At 25.6% G+C, this 26,574-nt stretch carries 21 protein-coding genes and 4 tRNA genes; 7 read left to right on the top strand and 18 right to left on the bottom strand.

Annotation, left to right across the window (positions count from 1 at the left end; all coding sequences use genetic code 11):
* The first annotated feature begins 7 nt into the window (after nucleotides 1–7).
* The 6 genes from aceE to hisI all read left to right on the top strand — a co-directional run bounded on the left by aceE (nucleotide 8) and on the right by hisI (nucleotide 8,145).
* Nucleotides 8–2,734, top strand: coding sequence for a pyruvate dehydrogenase (acetyl-transferring), homodimeric type (aceE, locus tag C530_RS00740; RefSeq protein ID WP_014975159.1), 2,727 nt, complete (start codon nucleotides 8–10; stop codon nucleotides 2,732–2,734).
* Between the two features lie 15 nt (nucleotides 2,735–2,749).
* The gene (locus C530_RS00735) at nucleotides 2,750–3,862 is read left to right on the top strand and encodes a 2-oxo acid dehydrogenase subunit E2 (protein ID WP_014895053.1); all 1,113 of its coding nucleotides are present in this window, start codon (nucleotides 2,750–2,752) and stop codon (nucleotides 3,860–3,862) included.
* Between the two features lie 20 nt (nucleotides 3,863–3,882).
* Entirely contained in the window at nucleotides 3,883–4,527 is a 645-nt protein-coding gene (locus C530_RS00730) for a hypothetical protein (RefSeq protein WP_014895052.1), read from the top strand.
* A 7-nt stretch (nucleotides 4,528–4,534) separates the two neighbouring features.
* A tRNA-Val gene (locus C530_RS00725) sits at nucleotides 4,535–4,607 on the top strand.
* Between the two features lie 955 nt (nucleotides 4,608–5,562).
* Nucleotides 5,563–5,636, top strand: a tRNA-Asp gene (locus C530_RS00715).
* A 2,068-nt stretch (nucleotides 5,637–7,704) separates the two neighbouring features.
* Entirely contained in the window at nucleotides 7,705–8,145 is a 441-nt protein-coding gene (hisI, locus tag C530_RS00710) for a phosphoribosyl-AMP cyclohydrolase (protein WP_014895051.1), read from the top strand.
* Here the strand turns inward: hisI and C530_RS00705 are convergent.
* From C530_RS00705 to rpsU, 14 genes are all read right to left on the bottom strand, one after another.
* Nucleotides 8,126–8,545, bottom strand: a complete 420-nt coding sequence (locus tag C530_RS00705; RefSeq protein ID WP_014895050.1) for a SufE family protein — start codon at nucleotides 8,543–8,545, stop codon at nucleotides 8,126–8,128. The two genes, hisI and C530_RS00705, sit on opposite strands and share 20 nt — an antisense overlap.
* A complete protein-coding gene (locus C530_RS00700) occupies nucleotides 8,542–9,108 on the bottom strand; it encodes a NifU family protein (protein WP_014895049.1) in 567 nt (188 codons plus the stop codon). The genes C530_RS00705 and C530_RS00700 overlap by 4 nt, the downstream gene beginning before the upstream one ends.
* An 18-nt stretch (nucleotides 9,109–9,126) precedes the next feature.
* Nucleotides 9,127–9,678 carry a TusE/DsrC/DsvC family sulfur relay protein gene (locus tag C530_RS00695; RefSeq protein WP_236858725.1) on the bottom strand — a complete coding sequence of 184 codons (552 nt, stop codon included), beginning with the start codon at nucleotides 9,676–9,678 and terminating at the stop codon, nucleotides 9,127–9,129.
* Nucleotides 9,652–9,737, bottom strand: a tRNA-Leu gene (locus tag C530_RS00690). Before C530_RS00690 ends, C530_RS00695 begins: the two co-directional genes overlap by 27 nt.
* Nucleotides 9,738–11,014: 1,277 nt before the next feature.
* On the bottom strand, nucleotides 11,015–13,144 hold the full coding sequence (pnp, locus tag C530_RS00685; protein ID WP_014895047.1) for a polyribonucleotide nucleotidyltransferase: 2,130 nt from the start codon (nucleotides 13,142–13,144) through the stop codon (nucleotides 11,015–11,017).
* 24 nt (nucleotides 13,145–13,168) lie between these two features.
* Entirely contained in the window at nucleotides 13,169–13,429 is a 261-nt protein-coding gene (rpsO, locus tag C530_RS00680) for a 30S ribosomal protein S15 (protein ID WP_014895046.1), read from the bottom strand.
* Between the two features lie 1,412 nt (nucleotides 13,430–14,841).
* Nucleotides 14,842–14,922: transfer RNA gene (locus C530_RS00670), tRNA-Tyr, on the bottom strand.
* An 8-nt stretch (nucleotides 14,923–14,930) separates the two neighbouring features.
* A complete protein-coding gene (gene cyoE / locus C530_RS00665; RefSeq protein ID WP_014943248.1) occupies nucleotides 14,931–15,785 on the bottom strand; it encodes a heme o synthase in 855 nt (284 codons plus the stop codon).
* On the bottom strand, nucleotides 15,775–16,074 hold the full coding sequence (locus tag C530_RS00660; RefSeq protein WP_014895044.1) for a hypothetical protein: 300 nt from the start codon (nucleotides 16,072–16,074) through the stop codon (nucleotides 15,775–15,777). Before C530_RS00660 ends, cyoE begins: the two co-directional genes overlap by 11 nt.
* A 1-nt stretch (nucleotide 16,075) precedes the next feature.
* The gene (locus C530_RS00655) at nucleotides 16,076–16,621 is read right to left on the bottom strand and encodes a cytochrome c oxidase subunit 3 (protein ID WP_014895043.1); all 546 of its coding nucleotides are present in this window, start codon (nucleotides 16,619–16,621) and stop codon (nucleotides 16,076–16,078) included.
* A gap of 17 nt (nucleotides 16,622–16,638) precedes the next feature.
* A complete protein-coding gene (cyoB, locus tag C530_RS00650; RefSeq protein WP_014895042.1) occupies nucleotides 16,639–18,588 on the bottom strand; it encodes a cytochrome o ubiquinol oxidase subunit I in 1,950 nt (649 codons plus the stop codon).
* A 2-nt stretch (nucleotides 18,589–18,590) separates the two neighbouring features.
* Nucleotides 18,591–19,409: a ubiquinol oxidase subunit II gene (gene cyoA / locus C530_RS00645; protein ID WP_014895041.1), complete on the bottom strand. Its 819-nt coding sequence runs from the start codon at nucleotides 19,407–19,409 to the stop codon at nucleotides 18,591–18,593.
* A gap of 29 nt (nucleotides 19,410–19,438) precedes the next feature.
* Nucleotides 19,439–21,175: an RNA polymerase sigma factor RpoD gene (gene rpoD / locus C530_RS00640; protein WP_014895040.1), complete on the bottom strand. Its 1,737-nt coding sequence runs from the start codon at nucleotides 21,173–21,175 to the stop codon at nucleotides 19,439–19,441.
* Between the two features lie 548 nt (nucleotides 21,176–21,723).
* Nucleotides 21,724–21,939 (bottom strand): 30S ribosomal protein S21, encoded by a 216-nt coding sequence (gene rpsU, locus C530_RS00635; protein WP_014895039.1) that lies wholly within the window; start codon nucleotides 21,937–21,939, stop codon nucleotides 21,724–21,726.
* A gap of 40 nt (nucleotides 21,940–21,979) precedes the next feature.
* Between rpsU and tsaD the strand changes: the two genes are divergently transcribed.
* Entirely contained in the window at nucleotides 21,980–23,002 is a 1,023-nt protein-coding gene (gene tsaD / locus C530_RS00630; RefSeq protein WP_014895038.1) for a tRNA (adenosine(37)-N6)-threonylcarbamoyltransferase complex transferase subunit TsaD, read from the top strand.
* A gap of 747 nt (nucleotides 23,003–23,749) precedes the next feature.
* On the opposite strand, the gene dnaB is transcribed toward tsaD, so the two are convergent.
* From dnaB to rpsF, 4 genes are read right to left on the bottom strand one after another with little or no spacing between them, the layout of a single operon-like run.
* Nucleotides 23,750–25,108, bottom strand: a complete 1,359-nt coding sequence (dnaB, locus tag C530_RS00625; protein WP_014895037.1) for a replicative DNA helicase — start codon at nucleotides 25,106–25,108, stop codon at nucleotides 23,750–23,752.
* Entirely contained in the window at nucleotides 25,105–25,536 is a 432-nt protein-coding gene (gene rplI, locus C530_RS00620; protein ID WP_014895036.1) for a 50S ribosomal protein L9, read from the bottom strand. Before rplI ends, dnaB begins: the two co-directional genes overlap by 4 nt.
* 5 nt (nucleotides 25,537–25,541) lie before the next feature.
* Entirely contained in the window at nucleotides 25,542–25,781 is a 240-nt protein-coding gene (gene rpsR, locus C530_RS00615; RefSeq protein WP_014895035.1) for a 30S ribosomal protein S18, read from the bottom strand.
* 22 nt (nucleotides 25,782–25,803) lie between these two features.
* Nucleotides 25,804–26,145 carry a 30S ribosomal protein S6 gene (gene rpsF, locus C530_RS00610; protein WP_014975217.1) on the bottom strand — a complete coding sequence of 114 codons (342 nt, stop codon included), beginning with the start codon at nucleotides 26,143–26,145 and terminating at the stop codon, nucleotides 25,804–25,806.
* Between the last annotated feature and the right edge of the window lie 429 nt (nucleotides 26,146–26,574).

Raw genomic sequence — 26,574 nt, 5'->3', positions numbered from 1 at the left:
AGGAAAAATGAAGCAATCATATATAAGAAAGCAGAGAACAGAAAAGGAGAATAGACAGAGGGTCATGGATCGAGAGGGTATGTATAGGGTAAAAAGTTTAGTGAAAAATTATGTAAAGAAGAAATATATAATTAAAAACAATATTTTAAATAAAGATTATAATGATTATAAAAATACAATACCAAAAAGTTGTGAAAAACGAAATCCAGGAAATAAATATTTGGAAAGAAAAATCAGGTCTGCCGTTAGGTGGAACACGATAGCATTAATAATAAGAGCGAATACAAAAAACAATTTAGGGGGACATATATCCAGTTATATGTCAAGTTGTACTTTATACGAAGTAGGATTTAATCATTTTTTTAGAGGAAAAAATAATAAGTTTGAAGGAGATTTAATATATTTTCAAGGACATGTAGCTCCAGGAATATATGCACGTTCTTATCTAGAAAGTCGTTTAACCGAAAATCAGTTAAATAATTTTAGAAAAGAAATAAAAGGACAAGGCCTTTCTGCATATCCCCACCCATATTTAATGCCAAAGTATTGGCAGTTTCCCACTGTTTCTATGGGACTCGGGCCTTTACAGGCTATATATCAAGCTAGATTGATGAAATATATGGATTGCCGTTGTATACAAAATATGAAAGATAGAAAAGTATGGGCTTTTGTAGGAGATGGGGAATGTGACGAGGTAGAAACAATAGGAGCAATTAACGTTGCAAGCAGAGAAAAACTAGATAATTTGATATTTGTGATAAATTGTAACCTACAAAGATTAGATGGGCCAGTGCGTGGAAACGGTAAAATAATTGATGAATTAGAACAAATATTTAAAGGAGCGAATTGGAATGTAATTAAAGTTGTGTGGGGAGGTGACTGGGATATGTTATTCGAACACGATAAGAAAGGAATTTTACAGAAATGTATAAATGATACAGTAGATGGGGATTATCAAAGGTATCAAGCTTTAGGGGGCAAATATACAAAAGAACAGTTGTTTGGAAAATATAAAGACACAGCAAGTTTGGTGAAAAATTTATCATATAAAGAAATTTCAAATCTTAATAGAGGTGGACACGATCCTCAAAAGATATATGCAGCTTATTATGAAGCTGTGAATAATTCATATAGAAAACCCACAGTTATATTAGCACACACAATAAAAGGTTATGGTATTTATAAATTTGAATCAAGCATGGAAACTCATAATGTAAAGACTATGGATTATAATGCCTTAAAAAGGTTTAGAGATAAATTTGAAATTCCTATAACAAATGAAAAGATAAAAACAAATAATATACCTTTTTATAAACCAGATGAAGATTCACCAGAAATAAAATATATTCACAAATGCCGAAAAAACCTTAATGGATATTTACCGAAACGGAATGAAAGTTTGTTTGTATTGAATATTAAGTCTTTGGAAAAGACAATTTTTGAAAAAATTGTAAATAATATAGGAAATAGAAAAGTTTCTACCACAATGGTTTGTGTGCGTATAATTAATAGTTTAATGCAAAATAAAAATATAGGGAAAAGAATAGTACCTATTTTGCCAGATGAAGCTAGAACTTTTGGAATGGAAACTATGTTTAGCAAAGTAGGAATTTATTCAATAGAAGGACAAAAGTATTTACCAATGGATAAAGAAAAATTGATTTACTATAAAGAAGATAAACAAGGTCAACTTATTGAAGAGGGTATAAATGAAGTTGGATCTATGTCGTGTTGGATTGCCGCAGCAACATCTTATGCAAATCATAGTTACACATTAATACCGTTTTATATTTATTATTCAATGTTTGGTTTTCAAAGAGTAGGGGATTTAGCTTGGGCAGCCGGTGATTTGCAATCAAGAGGATTTTTATTAGGAGGTACATCAGGGAGAACAACATTAAACGGAGAAGGTTTACAACATCAAGACGGGCAAGGTCAAGTTTTAGCATCAATCATACCAAGTTGTCGTTCTTATGATCCAACATATTCTTATGAATTAGCTGTTATATTGCAATATGGTCTTAAAAAAATGTATGTAAATAAAGAAAAGTGTTATTATTATATAAGTTTAATGAATGAAAAGTATTTACATCAAAAAAAACAAAACAACTGTAAAGAAGGTATTATACGTGGAATGTATTTACTACATCAAACAAACAAAAAAAACAACAAAAGTAAGTTGTATAAAAATACATCACAAAAAAAATATACTAAAATAAAACACAATAATAGAAAATTGCAAGTACAATTATTAGGCTCAGGTAGCATTTTGCGTGAAGTAGAATACGCATCTGATATTTTAAAAAATGAATTTAATATTGAATCTAATGTGTGGAGTGTGACAAGTTTTAATGAGTTAAGAAGAGAAGCAGTAGAACTTGATAGAAAAAACATTTTAAGGTGTGAAACACAAATTCCACTAAAACCATGGATAACAAAATGTTTAGAAAAATATAATAGCCCTGTTATAGCAAGCACAGATTATATAAAACTTTATGCAGATCAAGTACGTGCTTGGGTACCAAATGATTATTATGTTTTGGGTACAGATGGATATGGCAGATCAGATACTCGGAAAAAATTACGCTATTTTTTTGAAGTAGATCGTTATTTTATAACAATAATTTCTTTAAAATCATTACATAACCAAGGAATAATAGATATGTCTATTATAAAAAAAGCTTTAACAAAATATGATATAAATACTAAAAAAATTAATCCATTAACTTTATAAAAGGAAAGGTTTTGAGTGATAATAAAGCTACCTGAAATAGGTGATATAAATAAAAAAGTTGAAGTTATAGAAATACCCGTAAAAGTAGGAGAATTTATAAAAAAAGATGACACTATAGTTGTTTTAGAGTCAGAAAAAGCTACTATTGATTTACCTTCACCAAACGAAGGAACAATAACTAAAATTTTAATTAAAGAAGGTGAAAACATATATTCGGGTAAGTCAATAATGGAATTAGAAGACATTATAAACAAAAAAGTTATTTTAAATAAAGAAAAAAGTATTGCACAGGCGGGTCCTGCTGCAAAATTAATGGCAAGAAAATTAGGTATTGATTTAGAAACAGACAAAATAATCGGAAGTGGAAAGAAAAATTGTATTTTAAAAGAAGATTTAAAAAGTTATATAAAAGATAAGAGAATAGAGAGTTCAGAAGACAACACTGATCAAAACGTAAAGAATATATTAAGTGTAAGTGCTAAAAAGTTACATAATAGTTGGAGAAATATACCTCATGTAACTCATTTTGATGAATTAGATATAACAAAAGTAGAAAAGTTTAGAAAAACAATAAAATATGAATTAGGTATTAAAATAACATTATTATCTTTTTTTATAAAAGTATGTTCTTGTGCATTACAAAAATTTTCTAAGTTTAATATGTTGTTGGATTTAAAAACAAATAAACGTAATTTTCACAAATCAAGCCATAATAACATTAGCATTGCTATAAATACATCAAAAGGTTTGTTAGTGCCCGTAATAAAACATGTTGATAAAAAAAATATCATTGATATTGCTTTAGAATTAAAAGAAATAACTAAAAGAACATTAATAGGTAAAAATAAACTAGATGATATGATGGGTGGCTGTTTTACAATATCTAATTTAGGAATAATAGGTGGTAAAGGTTTTACTCCAATCATTAACAGTCCAGAAATAGGAATTTTAGGCATTGGCAAAACAAACATTAAACCTATTTGGACTGGTAAACAATTTAAACCAACAACAATGTTACCAATTTGTCTCTCGTATGATCATAGATTTATAAATGGCGTTTATGCAGCAAAGTTTATTAAATTTATAATTAAGTTATTAACTGATATTCGTAATTGGATTGTTTGTTAAATAATCACTAACATAAACAAATGAAAAATTTTTTATCATTAGATATATCTTATACGTATTTTTCTATGTCTTTATATACATTAAAAAACAAGATTCTTATAAACAAGCTATGTTTTTATAAGAAGAATATTTCTACAAACAATGTTTTGTTTTTTTTATTTTTAAAAAGCATTTTAAATAAAACACAAATTGATTTATCAGAAATAAATTATATTAGTTGTGGTACAACTATAGGAGATAGAACTAATATAAAAAAAATAAAATGTATTTGTAAAGGTATTTCATGTATTTTTAATATCCCTATTTTACTTCTTTCAAAGTTAAAAGCATTAGCTTTAGGTGCTTGGTTTGATTATAACTATTCTTATATACTTAGTTGTATTAAAATTAGTAAAACTCTCTATAATATAGGAATTTTCCATTTTGTAAATAAAGGACAATTTTTGCACATACCTACGTCTTTAATTAAAGAAAGAAAAATAACCATTAAAAATCCACTGTTTTATAGTGCACATAGACATATTTTTACTTTAAATCAATTTTTATATACAGGAAAAGGCTTTTTATATATTAATAGAGATCTTTGTTTTAAACCAACTTTTTTTGATCCAGAACGTATACCAGATTCTATTTATCTTCTTCGTTTATCTTTCTATTTTTTTTAGCCTTCTAGGGTGGTTAGCTCAGTTGGTAGAGCTTCAGTATTACAAACTGAATGTCGCAAGTTCGAATCTTGCACCACCCAACCATATAACATATTTTTGCTTATACTTACATTTTTCGCTATTTTTTTTTTGCAAATACTGCTACTGCTACTGCTATAATCAATTTAACAACAACAATCTACACCATACACATCTTAAACATACTATTTTTTATATTTCACGTTATACATTTTTTTTTGTAATCAATATACAACTTTACTCTAAATTAATAAAAGAAAAACAAAACAAATTTCAACAAAAATCGTAACATAAAACAACGTACATAACGATGAGAAATACAAACATATTACAAAACACAAACAGCATACATAACACACACAAGAAGGAATACAAAACACAAAACACAAAACACACATCAAACATCAAACAGCAACAGCAACAGCAACAGCATACATAAGCAGGAATACAAAGATAAAAAAAATAAAGCGAAAAAGGCACATACAGCAACAAATAAAAGCAGGTTTAAAACAAAAACTAAAAGCACAATACAGTAACAGTAAACAAGAGAAACAAATACTAACGAACATCAATGGTTTAAAAATAACAAAAACTTTTAAAAAACATATATTTAAAATATATACAAAAAAAGAAAAATAAATATAACATAAAGAAGAACAGTAAATATACAACATATCAAAGTAAACAAAATAAATCAATATCTAAAGCAAATATCAAAATACATATACCATAAATAAAACATACACATAAGATAACAACCTAAATCAAAAATAAAAAACAAAATACATATATCAACAACAACAACAACAACATAAAACATAAAACATAAAACATAAAAAAAATATATATAAAAGTAAAACCATAACAACAAAAATGCATCAATCAAAAAAGTATCACGCAACAATATTATAAGTACGCAAATGCATTTATCTTTAACTTTAAGAAACACAAGCTATTCTATTATGTAACCGTAAGAGCAGACACATATAACTATAATAATTATACAAGGTATGAATAGGATCGGTAGTTTAGTTGGTTAGAACATCGGCCTGTCACGCCGAAGGTCGCGGGTTCAAGTCCCGTTCGATCCGGTTATGTTAAATCTTTATTCACATATTTACTTTAAAGATGTATGTTTTAAAAGCTTTTATTTTTAGCTTATTTGTGTAACTTAACTGGTTTTTAAAATTATGTTTAGTATTATGTGTTACGATTTTGGTTAAAACTTCTTGTTGATAAATACTTGTTGTTAAATAAATAAAAGGAAAAGTAGTTATATGATTGTTTAAAGAAGTTAGTTTGGTGTTTGGTGTTTGGTGTTTAGTGTTTAGTGGTTAGTGGTTAGTGGTTAGTGGTTTATGGTTTATGGTTTATGAATTGTTGTTTTGTTAGAAAATATGTATTTCGTTAATAAAAATTTTGTGTAAAAGTGTTTGTGGGTTAATATTTATTTGTTTTGTAGTTAATTTAAAAATTTGCATTATACCGTTGTTTTTTGTATTTACCAATTTAAATATTAAATGATAACTATTTGGTTATTTGTGTAAATGTGTTTAGCACTTAGGTTAAATGTTTTAGTTGTTCTGCTTTCTGTACTTGATGGTTTATTTGTTATGCATTTTGTGAGTTTTTGTGTACTGTTATGTGTCGTTGTAATCGTGTTTTGTATTATTTGCTTTGTGTTTGAGCTTGCTTAATGTGTTGTGATTGTAACATTGTTGTATTATGTGTAGTAAAAAATTGTGTTGTTTGGTCATTTTTTGATTATTCTTTTTATGCTCTTAGGTTCTTTTTTTTGTGTTGTTTAAATAATATTGTGTAATATGGGCGTTGTTGTTTTTTTTAAAACAAATGATTTTATATTGTTGTGTATTATGTGATATGCTTATATTTTGATGGCTTATGTTATAATACTAATTATGAACTTGTATTAGGAGTAATGCTATACTAATGAAAAGGTGTGTTGTAATGGTTGATATGAATTTGTATTGTGTGTTGTGTGTTGTGTGTTGTGAATTGTGAATTGTGAATTGTGAAGTTTGAAGTTTGAAGTTTATAAAGTTGTGTGTTAGGAAAATGATTTGTATGATTTTAAGTTCTGGTGTTAAGTGTTAAAGTAGTACAACAATAAATTTTAGAGTTGTTAAGTGTTAAAGTAGTACAACAATAAAAATTAGAGGTGTTGGTTTGATGTAAAGGTTTTGATTTGTAGTTTAGGGTTTAGTAGTAGTTTGTTTATGTTTTTATGAGGTTGTGGGTTAGTTTTAAATAGTAAATTTTTTTGTTGTGTGTAAAAGGTTTGTGTTTAATAGGCAAATGCTATATGAAAAAATGGTTTATGTAAAAGGTTTATTTGTTAAGAAATAGTTGTGTATTTGATAATTGTTGATCTTTTATTTATTTTATATGTTTTTTAAAATAGTTGTTATGCTGGTAACTTCGTTAAATTTAAAATTAGATGTTATATAAAAAGTGAAAAGAAAAGTAGATGTGTTATAAGTAATGTATTGTATAATATATGTGTTATAAGGTAGGTATTAGTGGATAAAAGGTTGATTTGTTAAATAGGTTATTATATAAACGGATGTATTCATAGGAATGGAAAAAAGAATATGTTGTATATGATGGTATGAGTTATAAGAAAAGTGTTGAAAAATTGTTAAATGAAATGATGTGTAATATAGGTTTTGTAATAGGTATAAAATAAAACTTATATTGTATGAGTTATCAAGTTGAATAAAACTTATATTGTATGATGAAAAGTGGTGTATATTGTAAAACAATAAAATAAACAACAATGTAGATATGTTAACATCAGGCAAATAGACACGTATATAAAACCCAATAAAAAGTAAAATAAGGTAAAATTTATAAAAAAACTAAATTCAAATCAAGAAATAAAAAAAAGATTATGTTATAAAGACCAATTTAAGTAAAAGTTTAACAGAACATAACAAAAAGAAAGTATAAATGGCAAAATGAGAAACAAAGTGTTGTACTAAACAAGTTAAAAGTGAATAAGTAATAGATAAAAGTATTAAAAGTGAAAAAGTTTGAGAAAACGGTTTAACAAAAGCAAAATATAGTAAAGAATCTGTTAACAACAAAAGCAAAAAATTTTGAATTTATAAAAAAATCTATTAAAAAATTTTTAAAAGTATGAAACAACGAATTTTATTTCAATCAATAGACTTTTATATTGTTGATGATAACTATTTAAATGATATTGTTATTGAATCTATAAATTGGAATCAAGAAGGGTTAATACCTGTAATTACTCAACAATATGATAGTGGTGAAGTCTTAATGTTAGCTTGGATAAATAAATTTATTTTATTAGATACACAACTTGGAATTTATGTTTGTTATTGGTCTAGATCAAGATGTAAAACTTGGCTAAAAGGAGAACAATCAGGAAATATACAATTATTAAAAGAAATATATTTAGACTGTGATGGAGATACTCTTTTATTTAAAGTAGATCAATATGGCCCTTCTTGTCATTCTGGACGTATTAGTTGTTTTTATAACAAATTATTAAACAATTCTAATAACATAGCAAAAAAAGCAATAATATCACCTAAGTTCTTATATAGATAGATGCTATATAATAAATATGTGACAACATAACCTTCAATCCATTATGTCTTGTCATAGATAAATGTTGTTCTAAATCTACAAACATTTCAATATCTAATGGTGTAGATAAAATTTCTCTTGGATTTCTATAATTATAAATTCTTAATATGATAGCAATTAATCCTAAAACTATTGATGCATCTGAAGTAGCAATAAAATGAACTTTATTATCAATAAATTTATGATGAATCCATACATTAGATTGACAACCAGAAATAAGATATTTAGGTTTTTTCCATTTAGCGGGCATTGAAGGCAATTTTTTACCTAAATCAAGTATATATTTATAACGGTCTATCCAGTTATCAAAAAACTTTAATTCCTTTATAATTTTTTTTTGAACAGCTTTAATGTTACTCATATTTTTTTGTAATATGCTTTAATGTTGTCCGTATGATCTGTTAAATCAAGAATTTCTGTTAATTCTGGTATACGCTCTAACAAAATTCTTTTAACATGCTTTTTTAAAGTAAAATCAACTGAAACACATCCTTTACATCCTCCCTCAAATTGAAATATAGCAAGGTTTTCTTTTGTAACTTTTATTAATCTAATAAAGCCACCATGAGTAGCTAAAATAGGATTAATTTCCTTATCAATTATAAAATTAACTTTATGTTCCAAGTTCCAGTTTGTTTCAATTTTAGGTATTTGAATTGTTAATTTACCACCCAATCTATCAATAATATAATCTATTACAGCATTTTTTATAAAAGGCAAACTGTCTTTCTCTAAGAATACATTTATTTTTGTTAAGTTTATTTTTATGTCCTTATCTGTTAATTTATAACAAAATTCTATACTAGGCTCCGCATATTGTTTGTTTATAAAAATTCTAACACCAGTTGCCATATTATGATTATATAAAAGATTAGCTAAATATTTTTGTGCGCTTTTAGTAATAATAATCTTTGATTTGTTCATATTCTTCATTTAATATACTTACATACAATTATTGGGTTTCGGCAATCCTGCTATTCTAGCTGCAATACGAGCAGGACTTTCTGCATTTATATAGAGTTTAAGCATATATTCTTTCTTTTTTGTAATGTTTGTGTTTTTATGCACGTATGTAAACAAACGTGTTTTTTTTGTGGTTTTTGCTTTTACTGTCATCTTATATTTTGTTTTATAATCTTTTTTATTTGTGCTAGTGGTTTTCTTTATCATTGTTTTTTTATATGATCTAAAAACTTTAAGTAAATATATCGAATTTCCCTTTTTATAATTTATAAATTTAAGTTCGTTTATTAAAGTTACCATATTAGGTGCTATTTTATATGTTTCGTAAAATTTACGTAATAACAATATTATTTCCCAGTGCGGTTTATGAAGTTTACGGCCTTCTTTATTTGCTATTATGTATCCCACATAAGGACTCCAATTCTTTATACTTTTTAAAAAACCTTCACAATCCACTTCAATCAATCTATTATTTTTAATATTATTTTTCCTATACCAATATTTTACCGAGCGAGGGATTTGAACCCCCAAGTCATTCTTATGACACAGGCATCTAAAACCTGCGTGTATACCATTTTCACCAGCTCGGCAATTTTATACAATGTTTGCTATCAAAAGACTTAGCCTTTAACAAATTTCAACTTTAAATTAATTAATTGCCTATAACAAATAATAACTTTTAACACTTTTGCTTCTTCTCCACTCCTATCACAGCTTTCCACAAAACCTTTTTCCTACAACCAAACTCTTTTGTTTTTTATTTCTCACATCCTACAACCAAACTCTTTTGTTTTTTATTTCTCACATCCTACAACCAAACTTAACACATAACCAACACACTTCTTTTCTTCTTATACCTCTCCTTTCTTTTTACACCACACACTTCTTTTCTTCAACTTTATATAAATACAACTTTTAATCATATTCTTAACCTACAGCATTAAACCTAATTTAAAAGCACAAACTTTTTTACATAAGACATATAACCTCAAACACTTCTATTACCTTTCTATATATAACATACCTTACCTCAAATACTAAATTATACATTTTTTAACATAACATTAATTAACATTACCTGAAATAACTATATAATATTACATATTAATACATACAACCGTATAAGAACAAGTCTTTTAATTCTTTAGCGAAAAAAAACAATTTTGTTTCAACTCTTAAACAAACCATTTACACACCATTTAACATAACAATTCTCGCATCTAACTATTACAACATATAACTTTTTTGTTTCTTACCAATGTATTATTTTTTTACATATAGTTTTAATACACCATCTCTTCTTTTTTTTCCAGCAATACTCTAACACTAACACTAACACTAACACCAACCACAACACCAACCACAACCACAACCACAACCACAACCACTAACCACTAAACACTAAACACTAACCAAGAACCAAGAACCACTAACCTAACAACTCTAACCTCTAACCTCTAACCTCTAACTACAAACTACAAACTCTAAAATCTTTAATCTTTAATCTTTTATCTTTTAAAAACTAACCTCTAAAAGCTTTAAAACAAACCTCTAAACTCAAAACTCTAAAATTTAAAACAGATTTTAATAAATAACAACATAAAAATCACAACTAACACAAAGTCTCTAACAGCATAAAAACGAAAATTATCTAACAAAAAAAATATAGAAATGAACCATCTAGTAACTTAAAAATCCATTAATTTTTAATAATTAATATATTATATAAATTCAACATGACTTAATTTAACTTAACAAACTTTTATAAGAGCCTTTTACACTTTATACAACATTTTTTTATTTAACAAACATAACTACAATAATCAAGACAGTAACTTTTAATTGATGTAAATTGCAAAGAAGTGTATTATATAAATGATTGTATTTTAGCTTCAAATATTGATTTTTCAATAGGATCTATTTCTTTTATGGATAATTTAAGTTTTCCTTTATGATCTTTTTCTAACACTTTTACCGTCACAATATCTCCTTCACTAATAAATTCTCTTATATTTGTAACATGACAAGAACTAATTTGTGAAACATGAACTAAACCATCAATACCAGGCAATAAATTAATAAAAGCACCAAATTCCATGATGCGTATAACTTTACCTCTATATAACTTGTTTAGTTTTGTTTCTTCAGTAATCAACTTTATAGCTTCTATTGCCTTTTGTAAATTTAATTTAGTCTTGGCATAAATATGTATATTGCCATCATCTTGAATTTCTATAGCAGAATTGGTAAACTCACATATTTTTTTTATAGTAGTACCACCTTTACCAATTACATCACGTAATTTTTCTGTTTCTATTTTTAATACAACATAACTAGGTGCGTTTATAGATATACTTTTTCTACTTTGACTTATTACTACATTCATTTTCGCACTAATCTGTTTTATAGCCTCTAAAGCTTGATTCAAAGTCCTTTGTAAAATCTCTTTCTGATCCGTTTTACTGCCTTGTTGCTTTATATCCATTTGTAAGGCTGTTATACCTTTAAATGTAGCAGCAATTTTTAGATCCATATCACCAAATTTATCTTCCTCATCTACAATATCTGTAAGTACGAAAAAGTGTTCTTTTTTTGTTATCAAACCCATAGAAACACCTGCTACTGTTGTTCTTAATGGTACTCCTGCATGCATCAATGCTAATGAAGCACCACATACAGACGCCATAGAACTAGAGCCATTTGATTCAGTAATTTCTGAAACAATTCTTATTGAGTATGGAAACTCGTCTTTAGATACAACACCAAGTATTGCTCTTTTTGCAAGATTACCATGGCCAATTTCACGCCGTTTTGGCATACCTATAAAACCTATTTCACAGACACTATAAGGGGTAAAATTATAATGAAACATTATATTATCATAACGGTCTTCTTCTAATCCTTCAATAAATTGAGCATCACGTAAACTTCCCAGAGTTAGAGCAACTATGGCTTGAGTATCACCCCTGCAAAACAAAGCAGAGCCATGAGTACAAGGTAAACAACATAATTCAATGGATAATGAACGAATGGTTTTAAAATCACGACCATCAATTCTTTTTTTTATGGAAAACAAAAAGTTTATAAAGATTTTTTTAATTATTAAGTTCAAATTTTCATAAATATAAAAAAGTGTTAAAAAGTGATTTATAAATGTTTCAAACACTTGGTTAGTTATAATTATCAATGCCTCTTTTCTTTTGATTTTATCAACTATATAAAAAGTATCATTAATACTATGATTAAATTTTTTAAATAAGTAATCTTTAAAAGAAGATATATGAACTTTTAGTTTATTTGATTTTAATTTGTTATTAATGTTTTTAGTTTTATAATCTTTACTAAATTCCTTTATATTTTTTATAACGACTTGCAATTCTCGATGTGCAAAACTAATAGCACCTATAATTATTGCCTCTGTTTTTTGTTTTGCTTCCGTTTCTACCATCAATACGGATTTTTTTGTGCCGGCTACGACTATATCTAGTTCTGAACATTTTTCTTTAGTTATATCAAGCCAAAAACCAACCTCTTTATTAAAACCTACTCTAGCAACACCCATACTTTGTTTTAAAGGTATATCAGTAATACCTAGAGCTGCATATGTACCAATCATAGCGGTAATATCTGTATTTTTTTTAGCAGAAAGCACGGTACAAATTATTTGTATTTCATTATTATAAAAGTTGTTTATATTTGGTCTTATAGGTCTATCAATTAGTCTTGATGTTAATATTTCTTTTTCTGTAGCGCGGCCTTCTCTTTTAAAAAAGCCACCTGGAATTTTACCTGCAGCATAATATTTTTCTTGATAAAATACAGACAAAGGAAGACACTGTTTGTTTTTTAAAACTTTGTTTACAACTACTGTACACAACACTATTGTTTTGTCAATTGTTATAACTACACTACCTTTAGTGTTTTTAGCTATTTTACCAGTTTCTAAACAAATAGTTTTTCCACCATACTTAAACTGTTTTTTTACAAATGAACTCAATATTTTTATCCTTTTTTATGTATTTTATTTATGACGCAATTTAAGTGTTTTTACTAAATGTTTATAACGAGAAACTTGTGTTTTTTTTAAATAAGTTAAAAGTTTTCTACGTTTATTGACCATACGAGTCATTCCTAGTTGTGAATGATAATCATATTTATTTTTTTTTAAATGAATTTGTAATTTATATATATTGTTAGTTATTATTGCAATTTGCACTTCAGAATTCCCTGTATCAATTTTATTTTTGCCAAATGCATTTATTATGATATTTTTACCTGTCATTTTTTTTGTCTCCGATTTTTTCTTGTTTTTCTTATTTTTCTTTTAATAATATATTTTTTCTGTCTTTGTATGTTTTTTTTTCTGATATACATTTTTCTACCTTTTCTGTTTGTTTTTTTACAATCTTTTTTGTCTTTTTGTTGTATTATTCTTTTAACATAATTTATATGTATATACGTGGTAGTTGTATTGACAAACAAAAGTAGAGTTGTATTGACAAACAAAAGTAGAATTGTATTGAATTAAGAAAATAAAAAAAAAAGAAGAATAGTTGTATTGATGTATGAAGTTATAATTTATGTACGTTGTTAAAAGCTAGGTTTTGCAAGAAGTTTTGTTGTAAGAAAAAATATTGTTTATGGGAAAAGTAAATATGTTGTTTGTTATAGGCTTAGTTGTAATGAAATATGTGTTGATTGTATATATATTAAATAATTTGTAAGAAGTTAAGTGAGTAATAGTAATTGTTGTAAAAAAGTAAAGAATTGTAGTGTTGTAAAATCTTAAGCTCTTATGAGTTTTTCAAATTTAAAAGCTTTGAAATTTTGAAGGTTAAGCTGTTAAGCTGTTAAGCTCTTATGAATTTATGATATTAGGATGATAAGATGTTAGGCTGTTAATCTCTTATGATGTATACTGTATAATGTTTTGTTTTTTTTTAGTCTTTTATATGTTATTTGTTTTTGAGTTTTATTTTTTTGATGTTTGTTTTAAGTTTTATTTTTTTTGATGTTTGTTTTTTAATGTTGTTTTTAAGAAGTTAGCGTTTGTAGGTTTGAGGTGTTTTAAAGCTTTTAGATGTTTTATGTTATATTTTTTTAGTCTGTTAGAGGTAAGAGTTTTGTTTAATAGTCTGTTAGATGTTTATTAATTTGATGCTTTGATGTTAGTTAGAGGTTTGTTGTTTTAGAATTTAGAGTTTTGTTTAATAGTTGTTTGTTTTATTAATTAGAATTTAGATATTGTTTTGTTGAGTTAATTCATAGAATTTTGTTAGATTAGATAACAAGTAAAAGAAGGTAGATATTTGTTAGATTAGATAACAAGTAAAAGAAGGTAGATATTTGTTAGATTAGATAATAAGATTTAAAGGTAGAGGTTAGTTATTATATAATGTTTGAGGATGTAATATTAAAGTAGAGGCGTTAAAAATTGTTGATTTAAAGAGGGTTTGGGTTTAAGAAAAGATTTTAATATCTAAAGCACGTTTTGGTTGTGGTTGTGGTTAAAGATAAGAGTTGAATGTAAGGGTTTAATTTTAAAATATTGTAACGTTGTAAAAAAAAAGAAACAACTGAATAAAAAAAGGAACACGTTAAGTTTTAAAAAAGAAAAATAAAAACAAAAACAAAAAGAGATATGTAGTTAGGTTTTAAAAAATCAAACAAGAGAGATAAAAACTTTAATGTAAATGGAGAGAGAAGGATTCGAACCTTCGAAGCTTACGCGGCAAATTTACAGTCTGCTCCCTTTGTCCACTCAGGTATCTCTCCTACTCCTATTAAGGGTTTTTAACGTCAATAAATATCATTAAATTTAAACAAACAATAATAAGTATTGATATAAAAAAAATTTGTTTAGTAACAAATTCAACTCGATTACTTTTATAAGTTAATATTGCCACAAATAACCAATAAAAACTAAGTAAGGACATTAAACTAAAATAAAACAATCCGGTATAACCATTTAAAAACAACATAAATTCTGCAATTATAAAACAAAAAATATAAACTATAATATGTTTTTTTGTTGTTAATAAACCTTTACTGATTGGAAAAACTGGTATTGAAGCTAACATATATTCATTTAATTTTAATATAGCGATTGAATAAGAATGCGGAATTTGCCACAACCAATAAATTAAAAAAATTATTATTGCTGCTAAATCTATATTGTTACTAATAGAACAATACCCCATTAAAGGAGGAAGTGAACCAGCTAAACTACCTATCAATGTACTATAAGGTGAGTTTCTTTTATAATATAAACTATACATTAAGATATAAATTACAATTCCTATTAATGACAAACTGATAACTAATATATTGGTTAATTTATACAGTATAACTAATCCTAAAAGAAACAATATATAGGCATAATTTATAGCCGTTTTTATAAAAAGAAAATTAGTTACTAAAACTCTAGTATTAGTTCTTAACATGATACTATCAATGTCTAAATCTATGTAATTATTTAATATACAACTAAATACTATAATTAAAATTATACCTAACAAACTTCCTATTAATATTTTTATATTCCATTTATAAGATAAAAAAATTCCCCCTAAAATTGAAATAACATTTCCTATTATTATATTTGGTTTTGCTATTACTAAATAGTTTTTATTTACCATTAATATTATAAAAAATCCATAATGAACCACCTAGTATAATAAAAATTATTATCAATGTAAATAATAAAGATCCAATATATATATTTTTGTCTAACTTAGAAACTTCTTTTATATTTATAAAATATATAAGTTGAACAAATATTTGTATTGCAGCAAATAATAAAGTGACTAGTTTAATTACTAATATTGGAAAACTTATGTTTACTACAAACATATATGCTAATGTTGTTAATATAAATGAAATTAAAAATCCAAATATACAATCTTTTAGATGATTTATTAAATTCAAATCATAATACCCCTATTAAATAAACTATCGTGTAAATACACACCCATATAATATGTAAAAAATGCCAAAAAATACTTAAACATAATAAACTCGTTTTATTTTTTATAGTTAACCCTTTAAATAAAATATTTAGTAATAAACATATTCCCCAATATATACCTACAACAATGTGTATACAATGTGTTCCTATTAAAGTAAGATACGCAGAAATAAAACTACTTGTTTTCGGTGTAAATCCGTTGTTTATTAAATTTATAAGTTCTTTCATTTCTAAAATTACAAATAATACACCTAATAATAAAACTATAAATAAATTAAATACAATTTGTTTCTTTTTAAATTTTAAAAAAACTATGCCTATAATAAAACTACTTAATAACAAGATTAATGTTTCTATATTTACCAGACACATATTATAACGGATAGTGTTTTTACTTAACAAAACATACACAGCAAATAATACAGAAAATAATATACAATCACTTAAAATATATATCCAAAAACCTAACAAAATATTCTTTTCACTTACCTTATCTATTTTATACATTTTATTACCATTAAAGTTTACATAAATCTTTTTTCATTGTTTTTTATTTCCTCTACCTTTATATAAGAAACTTTCTTTGTACTATACAAATAAAACATATACGTACTTATCATTCCTACAAATCCGATAATAGATAACCACCATATGTACCAAACCATTGAAAAACTAAAAATTAAACTAAATAAAGATATAAAAAACGCTTTACAAGTATCTTTAGGCATTTTTATTTTTTTATATTTATTTTTTTTAACATATTGTCTTTTTTTTAACAACAAAACCTGATCCCTATCTATTATGTAGGGTATATTTGCAAAATTATAACTGTTAGGAGGAGAAGATATACTCCATTCCAATGTTCTTCCATTCCACATATCACCTGAGTAATCTTTATTATTATCTTTTTCTATTATACTTCTAATGACTTGTAATACTTGACCAATTACGCCAAATAAAATTATTATTGTTCCAAACATTGCGATTAATAAGAATCTATGCCAAATCTTATTATTATAATAACTGACTCTTCTTGTCATTCCTAATACTCCCAAAATATATAAAGGAACGAATGCTACAAACAAACCTATTAACCAACAAACAACTGTATATTTCCCTATTTTTTCATTTAATTTAAACCCAAATATTTTAGGGAACCAATAATTTAAACCTGCTAAATATCCAAATAATACACCTCCGATTATTACATTATGAAAATGAGCTACTAAAAACAAACTGTTATGTAATAAAAAATCAACACCAGGAATAGCTAATAAAACTCCTGCCATACCTCCAATACTAAACGCTATTAAAAAGCCTACTGTCCATAACATTGGAATACCAAATTCAATTTTGCCTTTATACATGGTGAATAACCAATTAAAGATTTTAACGCCTGTTGGTATTGAAATAATCATTGTGGAAATACCAAAAAATGCATTTACATCTGCACCTGCACCCATAGTAAAAAAATGATGCAACCATACTATAAATGATAATCCTGTTATTACAATAGTTGCATACACTAACAAATTATAACCAAACAACTTTTTTTTACAAAATGTAGAGACTATTTCTGAATAGATTCCAAACGCAGGTAAAATTAAAATATAGACTTCGGGATGTCCCCATGCCCAAATAAGATTTACATACATCATTGGGTTTCCACCAAAATGATTAGTAAAAAATTGCATATTTAAATATCTATCTAAAGTTAATAAAGAAATCGTAGCTGTTAAAATAGGAAACGACATAATTATTAAAAGGTTACTACATAGTATTGTCCATGTGAAAATAGGTAATCTCATAAATTCCATTCCTGGCGCACGCATTTTTAAAATAGTCACTACAAAATTTATGCCTGCGATTAACGTTCCTATACCTGATATTTGTAAACTCCATATCCAATAATCCACCCCTACTCCTTTACTAAATTCAATACCTGATAAAGGTGGGTACGCTAACCAACCTGTTGAAGCAAATTCACCTATAAATAAAGAAATATTTATTAACACGCCTGAAAAAACTGTTAACCATAAACTTAATGAATTTAAAAACGGAAACGCAACATCTCTTGCACCAATTTGCAAAGGAACTATTATATTCATTAAACCAAACATAAAAGGCATCGCCATAAAAAAGATCATTATTACGCCATGTACTGTAAATATTTGATCATAATGATATGAAGGTAAATAACCTATATTGTTTTTATAAGCTATAACTTGTTGTAATCTCATCATAACTGCATCTGTAAAACCACGTATTAACATAATTAATGCAAATATAATATACATTATACCTATTTTTTTATGATCCAATGTTCTTATCCAGTAGTTCCAAATATATATCCATTTTTTTAAATACGTTATGATACTTAAAATTAAAATAATAACTAAAAAGACGAATATTCCTGTAAATAAAATTATAGGTTCTTTATAAGGTATAGACTCAAATTTTAATCTACCTAACATCTTTATACTCCTTTATTACTTAATAATTTTAAATATTTTTTTTCTAAAGACGAATAATATTCGATTTTATTATTTATTGTTTCTTTAACTAATATTTTATAGTTTATATTTCTTTTATATTCTTTTATTTTTTTTATCCAACTTTCAAATTTTTTTAATGATACTACTAATACTTTAAACTTCATACCTGAAAATCCTTTTCCACTAAAATTAGTAGACAATCCTATATAAGTACCTTTTTTGTTTGACAATAAATAATTTATAGTTTTCATTCCTGACATAGCATACATTTGACTACATATTTGAGGTATAAAAAACGAATTCATCACTGTTTCTGAAGTTATTTTTAAATCTATAGGAACATTTATTGGTAAAACTAATTGATTTATAGTTGCTATTCCTATTTTTTTATAAATAAATAACCACTTCCAATCTAAAGATATTACTTCTACTGTTATTACATTATTTTTGTTGTTGATAAGTGTTTTTTGAGGGTCTAATTCATGAGTACTTTTCAAAGTAATAAGCCCTAAAATTAAAATAATCATAACGGGAACACCCCAAACTATCAACTCAACTTTTTTTGAATAATCCCACTCTGGTTTATATTCTATTTTTTTGTTTGTTTCTCTATATTTATAATTAAATTTTATTGTCATCAATATAACAGGGAGTACAATAATCAACATTAACAAAGTTGCTATAAAGATCAAATACTTCTGTTCTAAACATACTTTTCCACCTGGAGTTAATACATGTATATATCCTTCCTTATTTAAGATCAAAATAAGTAATAAACTTAAATATATTCTTTTATTCATTTATATTTCCACAATTAATTTCATTCTCACTACTCTTCCAAAAATGATCTTAAAGCTTCTGACCGTGATGGATGCCTTAATTTCCGCAATGCTTTTGCTTCTATTTGACGAATTCTTTCACGCGTTACATCAAATTGCTTACCTACCTCTTCTAATGTATGATCTGTAGACATATCTATTCCAAATCTCATTCTTAAAACTTTTGCTTCCCTAGCTGTTAACTCACTTAATACATTTCTTGTTGCTTCCACTAATCCTTCATCTGTTGCTGCGTCTATAGGTGATGCTGTAATATTATCTTCTATCACATCACTTAAATAATAATCTTCATCTTCCCCTATTGGTGTTTCAATAGAAACAGGTTCTTTTGCAATTTTCAAAATTTTTCTTATTTTATTTTCTGAAATTTCAAGTCGATTGCTTAATTCTTCCGGAGTAGGTTCTATGCCTCTTTCTTGCAACATTTTTCTTGATAATCTTTTTAATCTATTTATTGTTTCTATCATATGTACTGGTATTCTTATTGTTCTTGCCTGATCAGCTATTGATCTCGTTATTGCTTGCCGTATCCACCATGTAGCATATGTAGAAAATTTATATCCTCTGCGATATTCAAATTTATCAACTGCTTTCATTAAACCTATATTACCTTCTTGAATTAAATCTAAAAATTGTAATCCACGATTTGTATATTTTTTTGCAATTGAAATTACTAATCTCAAATTAGCTTCAATCAATTCTTGTTTTGCTTTATGAGCCTTATATTCTCCTATTAACAACTTTCGATTTATTTCTTTTAATTCAACAACCGATAAATTTATTTGTTGTTGTTCTAATAATATTTTTTTTTGTGATTTTAGAATATTACTTCTATAGTTTTTTCTACTAATTGTTTTCTCTGTATTTAATATAAATTTATCTAACCACTTTAAATTTGCTTCATTACCTATAAAACTATTTATAATTTCCTTTCTTGATAACTTTACCATCTTTACCATGTATTTTAATATCAAATTTTCATGAAATCTTATATTTTTTATACTTAAACGTACCTTACTTAACAACCCTTCAAAATGTTTTGGCAAGAATTTTATTTTTGAAAAGTACTTTGATAAAAGTTTTAATTCCATTTTTGCTTCTTTTGACTTATAACCATATGTTAACACGTTTATTTTTACTTGTTTATTTTGTTTACGAATTTTTTCAAACAAATTTTTTGTCAATATATGATCTGGTCCTTCATTATACGTTTCACTAATTAATACATTATTTTTTGCTTTTAATTTCTCTTCTTTTTTAACTTTTTTAAAATACATAAAACCAGTAAACAAATCATAAAAATTTACTTCTGTATCTTTTATTATTAAATCATAAATTTCTAATACATAATCAACTGCTCCCGGTAAATATACTAGCGCTGCCATAATTTCTTTTGTACCTTCTTCTATTTTTTTTGCTATTTCGATTTCACCTTTTCTATCTAATAAATCTATTTTTCCCATTTCTCTCATATATATTCGCACGGGATCAAAATGACGAATATCATTTTCTTTTTTACAAATATTTTTGTCTTCAACATTCTTATAAATATTTTCTACTTCTGATATTTTGTCAATGATATTTATTCCTTTGTCTTTAACGATACATATGATCTCATCTACTTTTTCATTATCAAACAACTCACAAATTTCTGAATTTATCAAAAATCCTTGTTCTTTACCTTTATTAATTAACTCTTTTATATTTAACTCTAATATTTCAAACATATTTTTCTCAACATAATCTTTATTTTTACTCTCTCTGTCACACTAATTTTATAATATTACTTATATTGCTTTAATCAACTACTTTCCACTTTCTACTCCTGAACTATTTTTATATTGCACTCTATGTGTATAATTTACATACATTAATATATTTAGTTGATGTTCTGCATATTCCGTTTTTTTTGTTTATACCTTTGTTCTTTGTTTACTGTTATCTTCTTTTAATGTTAGCTGTTATGTTTTTTTTTCTTGCATTTTATTTTTTATTAGTTGGTTATTTTTTGCTTTTAAGATTTAAGTTATGTTTGAGGTTTATTTGTTAGTAGATGTTTTAGGTTGCTTTTAAGTTTTAAGATTTAAGATTTAAGATTTAAGATTTTAGAGTTTAGAGTTTAGCTTTTAGAGGTTGCTTTTAAGATTTAAGTTATGTTTGAGGTTTATTTATTAGATGTTGTTTTGTTGTTTTAATTAGAATTTTGAGGTTGCTTTTAAAGTATTTGCTGTTATAAGCTGTGTTTATTATACCATGTTTGTTGAATTTAACGAAATTAATATTTACGTTCAAACCGGGTATGTTCACGCTTAATCTTTTTAATATAACGCTTTATAGCAGCAGCTGCTTTTCGTTTACGAACAGTTGTAGGTTTTTCATAAAATTCTCTGCGACGTACTTCTGCCAATAACCCTCCTTTTTCACAAGATCTTTTAAAACGTCTTAAAGCAACCTCAAATGATTCATTCTCTCTTATTTTAATATAAGGCATTTTTTTTCCTTTTAAAAGTTTTATATAATATAATAGTAACATGATTATTTTAGGAATTGAAACATCTTGTGATGACACATGCATTGCCATATATGATACTAAGTCTGGTTTAATTACAACAAAAAAATATACTCAAACTATACATACTATTTTTGGAGGCGTCATACCAAAATTTTCTTCATTTTATCATTTAAATAAAATAATTCCTATTATTAAATCTTTATTCTTTAAATTTCAAATTCATACAACTAATATCAACGCAATAGCCTATACTGCGGGACCTGGATTATACCAATCTTTGCTTATTGGAGCCTATATTGCTTATAGCATTTCTTATACACTTAAACTGCCTATTTTAGGAATTAATCATTTAGAAGGGCATATATTTTCAGCTATGATCAATAAAAAAAAACCTGATTTTCCTTTTATTTGTTTATTAATTTCTGGAGGTAATACTCAACTAATTGATGTTCAAAATATAGGCCATTACAAAATACTAGGAGAATCCAAAGATGTTTCTCTTGGAGAAACTTTTGATAAAATAGCAAAAGTCCTTAAACTGTATTATCCCGGAGGGGTAAGGTTATCCCATTTAGCCTGTTTTGGTAAAATAAAAAAACAAAACTTTCCTAAAATATTAAGAAATAATATAACTTTCAGTTTTTCTGGACTTAAAACATATATTTTAAATTATTTAAAACAATTCAAATACACTAATAAATATCAATATAAGGCTAATTTAGCAAAATCCTTTGAAGAATATGTTCTTAATATGCTAAGCTACAAATGTTATAAAGCCTTAATTTATTATGGTAGATCTTGTCTTCTAATTTCAGGCGGTGTAAGTGCAAATAAGACTTTACGTAAACATTTTAATTTGTTTTTTAAAAATAAACTTAATAATTTTCAAATTACTTTTCCTGACCAAGTTCTTTGTACAGATAATGCTGCAATGATTGCTTATGTCGGAGCTTTGAGGCTCACTTCAGGAGAAAAAATAACTAACAAACTTCTTATACGCCCTACTTGGTGTTTAGAAGAACTTAAATATCCTTTATTTTAATTCAATTATTGTCTTTGTTAGTTTTACAAATTAGTTTATTGTTAATATTTTTGCTTGGTTGTTTTTTGTTTGACCTATTTTTTTATCACTTTAATTTCTTTTGTAATGTTTGCCGTTTCTTTGAAGAATATTTTCTTACAATTTATATACTGTTTATTATCGTTTAATCTTATTTATTATAAGGTATTAACTTAACTTTATTTTAACTTCTTTTACAAACTTTTAATGCATTAACTTTAAGTAAATACTGTAAACACTTTACAAAACTTTTGTACAATCACTAATTGAAATACTACACAAACTTTTATCAATAAAAGCTACAACTCTCTTTCTGTGCTACTTCGTTTTGAAACCGTAATTTTATCCATATATTTTATTTATTAGTGAATTTTACATATATTTTATAATTAAACCTTGCTATAACTCAAATACTTTTAAAGTTACTTCAATCACTTTAAATTTTAATAACTTTTTTTTATCTCATTATCAATTTCTATTGAATAACTAGTATGTTTGTTACTTTTTTATAACTGCTTTCTGTTCTGTATTAGTTATATATAAAATAACCAGTTTATGTTGTATGTAGTTAAAAGATTCGTTCGTAAATAAAACATACTCATAAACGGAACATGATCCTAATTCTACAATCTAATCAAAATTTTTATATTAATTATTTAAGTGTAAATGAAAATGTTTATTATACCTGTTTCTTATAAATTCTTTTTTCAACCTACTTCTTTTGTTTTTTTAATTTTCAAATTTAGTATATTTTCCTGTAAATCTAATGTTAATAACACCTATTGGCCCATTTCTTTGTTTTCCTATTATTAACTCCGCAATACCTTTATTATCTAAACAATCACTATTATATACTTCATCTCTATAAATAAATAAAATTAAATCTGCATCTTGTTCTATTGCACCTGATTCTCTTAAATCTGAAATTATTGGCCGTTTATTGTTTCTTTGTTCTAATGATCTATTTAATTGTGATACAGCTAATATAGGACAATTAAATTCTTTAGCTATACTTTTTAAAGATCTAGATATTTCGGAAATTTCAGCCGTACGATTATATGATATAAAAGAAGAAGATACATGCATTAATTGTAAATAATCTATCATTATTAAACTTATTTTTCCCGTATCTCTTATACATTTTTTTATTGTTTTTCTTATATCTATTGGGGTAATCATTGGGGTATCATCTATATATAATTTACAATTCTTTATTTTCTTTAATGATTCCGTTAATTTCAACCAATCCTCTTCTCCTATATTACCTTTTCTTATATTCGTTTGATCTATACGTCCTACTGAAGATAACAATCGCAATATTAATTGCTCTGCAGGCATTTCCATAGAAAAGATTATTACTGGATCAGATTTATTGGTTTTTATAATATATTCTACGATATTCATTGCAAAACTCGTCTTACCCATAGACGGTCTACCTGCTATTATTATTAAATCTGCTTTTTGAAAGCCAGAAGTCATATTATCTAATTCATTAAATCCTGTTAGTAAACCAGTCATAGAACTTTTTGTACTATACATTTTATTTATACTATTTATTGTTTTATTTAATAATTCATTTAAATTTAATAAATTTGTTTTTTTAACTCTATATCTCGATTCTGCCATTGTCAATATTAATTTTTCAGCTTTGTGTATTATGTCTTGCACCTTTTTACCATTTCTATTAAAAGCTTCTTCTGCTATTTTTTTTGAGATTCTTATTAAATTTCGCAAATTTGAACATTCTCTAACTATATCTGCATAAGCAACAATATTATGTATTGAATGAGTATTTCTAGATAATTCTGTTAAATAACTTATTCCACCAATTTTTTGTAATTTATTGTTTGTTTCTAACGATTCCGCAACCGTTACCATATCTACTTTATTATTTTTTTCTGCTATATGTGTAATGGCATCAAATATATATTTATGTTCTATACTATAGAAATCTTCATTTTTAATAATTTCAGATATTTTTTTCCACGCGGCATTATCAAGCATTACACCACCTAGTAGTGCTTTTTCTGCTTCTACTGAATGAGGAGGTGTTTTGGTTTGTTTTTTATCATTAATGATTTTTTTCATTTATATTTCTGTATATTTATTTTTATATTTATTTGTTCATATAAACTTATTTTATACTCTCCAAACTTTTTTATTATATTTTTTTTTATGGTTATGTGCTTTTTATTTATTTTAATTTCATACTTTTCATAAAAAACTTTTGATAAATAACGCCTTCCTATCGAACCAACTAGTTTTCCTGTTTGTCCTGACTTACAAAATATCTCTATCTTTACATTTTTTAATTTTGTTTTTATTTTGTATATATATAGCTTATATTCCTTTAAATAGTGCTTACGCATTTGTTTTAAATATTCTATATTTTTTTTCTTTGCTATAATTGCAAAACCTTTTCTTATTAAAAAGTTTCTAGCATAACCTTTATTTACACTTACTATCGTACCTTTTTTTCCACTGTTACTATTTTTCGAAATTAATATAACATTCATATCTATCAACAACCCCCATTTTTGTTATAATTTTTATCAGTATAAGGTAATAATCCAAAGTATCTTGCTTTTTTTATTGCTTTAGTTAATTTTCTCTGGTATCTTACTTTAGTACCTGTTATTCTACTTGGAATTATTTTTCCATTTTCAGCAATATATAATTTTAATATATCATTTTTTTTATAATCTATTTCTTTAACTTTTTCAGCCGTAAATCTACAATATTTTTTTTTACGAAATAACATATTTTTTCCTACTTATTAACTTTTATTTTTGCCTTAGATTTTTTATAATAATATATCTAATTATCACTTCATTATATTTAAGTCTTTTTTCTAATTTTTTTATAACATATTTTTCACAATCTATGTTTATTAATATAATATTAGCTTGTTTTTGCTTTTTTATTAAATAATATAAATTTAAATTCCCTAAGTCTTCCAACTTGGTTATTCTTCCATTATTTTCAATAATAATTTTAATTAACTTTTTTATATTTTCTGATGTTAAATTGTCATTATTTACATTTAATAATATATTTATTTCATAATTCATATTTTTGTCCTTATTAACAACCCTTCTTTTACATTTACCTACTATTACTACCAACTTAACAACCCTTCTTTTACATCTTACTACTATTACTAATTTTACTACTTATTTCAACAACACCAATCTATTATCTTACTTTAACCCTCTACATTTTTCAATTAACTAAATCCCTTCTGTTTATTTTATAAATCTTTTCCATTAATAAACTAACTACAACTTTTACTACAACTTTTTTTTCCCTTTTATACAACCTACCTTTTACTTATCACCACTTATATAAATTCTTTTAATATTTTATAACACATTTATTTACTAACAATTATAACTTTTTTCTTCCACCTTACACAAATTAACAAACTTCAAAACACAAAACAACCTCACAAAACTGCTAACTGCTAACTGCTAATAAATAATAACAAAGTACATTTAGCACAACTCCTACCAGCTAACAACAACTTCTAACATCTTATACATATCACACCTACA

Source organism: Candidatus Portiera aleyrodidarum BT-B-HRs (assembly GCF_000300075.1).
Taxonomy (GTDB): domain Bacteria; phylum Pseudomonadota; class Gammaproteobacteria; order Johnevansiales; family Johnevansiaceae; genus Portiera; species Portiera aleyrodidarum.
The sequence above is the reverse complement of the archived record's forward strand: the minus strand, read 5'-3'. Positions and strand labels throughout refer to the sequence as shown.

What these genes read in the sequence shown, in the direction of transcription:
- dnaB (WP_014895037.1), bottom strand. Translation starts at nt 25,108, where the DNA reads ATGAAAAAAATCATTAATGATAAAAAACAAACCAAAACACCTCCTCAT.
- C530_RS00700 (WP_014895049.1), bottom strand. Translation starts at nt 9,108, where the DNA reads ATGAACAAATCAAAGATTATTATTACTAAAAGCGCACAAAAATATTTA.
- cyoE (WP_014943248.1), bottom strand. Translation starts at nt 15,785, where the DNA reads ATGGTAAATAAAAACTATTTAGTAATAGCAAAACCAAATATAATAATA.
- C530_RS00730 (WP_014895052.1), top strand. Translation starts at nt 3,883, where the DNA reads ATGAAAAATTTTTTATCATTAGATATATCTTATACGTATTTTTCTATG.
- hisI (WP_014895051.1), top strand. Translation starts at nt 7,705, where the DNA reads ATGAAACAACGAATTTTATTTCAATCAATAGACTTTTATATTGTTGAT.
- rpsO (WP_014895046.1), bottom strand. Translation starts at nt 13,429, where the DNA reads ATGACAGGTAAAAATATCATAATAAATGCATTTGGCAAAAATAAAATT.
- rplI (WP_014895036.1), bottom strand. Translation starts at nt 25,536, where the DNA reads ATGAATGTTATATTAATTTCGAAAAATAGTAACAGTGGAAAAAAAGGT.
- rpsU (WP_014895039.1), bottom strand. Translation starts at nt 21,939, where the DNA reads ATGCCTTATATTAAAATAAGAGAGAATGAATCATTTGAGGTTGCTTTA.
- rpsR (WP_014895035.1), bottom strand. Translation starts at nt 25,781, where the DNA reads ATGTTATTTCGTAAAAAAAAATATTGTAGATTTACGGCTGAAAAAGTT.
- aceE (WP_014975159.1), top strand. Translation starts at nt 8, where the DNA reads ATGAAGCAATCATATATAAGAAAGCAGAGAACAGAAAAGGAGAATAGA.
- cyoA (WP_014895041.1), bottom strand. Translation starts at nt 19,409, where the DNA reads ATGAATAAAAGAATATATTTAAGTTTATTACTTATTTTGATCTTAAAT.
- tsaD (WP_014895038.1), top strand. Translation starts at nt 21,980, where the DNA reads ATGATTATTTTAGGAATTGAAACATCTTGTGATGACACATGCATTGCC.
- rpoD (WP_014895040.1), bottom strand. Translation starts at nt 21,175, where the DNA reads ATGTTTGAAATATTAGAGTTAAATATAAAAGAGTTAATTAATAAAGGT.
- C530_RS00655 (WP_014895043.1), bottom strand. Translation starts at nt 16,621, where the DNA reads ATGTATAAAATAGATAAGGTAAGTGAAAAGAATATTTTGTTAGGTTTT.
- cyoB (WP_014895042.1), bottom strand. Translation starts at nt 18,588, where the DNA reads ATGTTAGGTAGATTAAAATTTGAGTCTATACCTTATAAAGAACCTATA.
- C530_RS00705 (WP_014895050.1), bottom strand. Translation starts at nt 8,545, where the DNA reads ATGAGTAACATTAAAGCTGTTCAAAAAAAAATTATAAAGGAATTAAAG.